The 442-nt window shown below is 69.5% G+C and carries 1 protein-coding gene; it reads right to left on the reverse strand.

Annotated features, from left to right (window positions below; genetic code table 11):
* On the reverse strand, nucleotides 1-442 hold a 442-nt coding region (locus tag J5M67_RS28695; protein WP_207888711.1), incomplete at both ends, for a radical SAM protein.

Below are 442 nucleotides of genomic sequence, written 5' to 3' on the forward strand. Positions count from 1 at the left end.
AATCGGCGATCTCGGCCGAGCCGGCCGCGATCGCGCCGCGGTAGGCGTTCACGTTCTGGCCGAGCAGCGTGACTTCGCGCACGCCCTGGTCGGCGAGGCCCGCGACCTCGGTCAAGACGTCGTCGAGCGGGCGCGACACTTCATCGCCGCGCGTGTACGGCACGACGCAGTAGCTGCAGTACTTCGAGCAGCCTTCCATGATCGACACGAACGCGCTCGGCCCTTCGACGCGAGCGGGCGGCAGATGGTCGAACTTCTCGATTTCGGGGAACGTGATGTCGACCTGCGCGCGGCCGCTTTCGCGGCGCGCGTCGATCATCGGCGGCAGGCGGTGCAGCGTTTGCGGGCCGAACACGAGATCGACGTACGGCGCGCGCGCGACGATCGACGCGCCTTCCTGGCTCGCCACGCAGCCGCCGACGCCGATCAGCAGGTCCGGCTT

The sequence above is a fragment of the Pseudomonas sp. 30_B genome, assembly GCF_017491605.1.
Lineage (GTDB): Bacteria > Pseudomonadota > Gammaproteobacteria > Pseudomonadales > Pseudomonadaceae > Pseudomonas.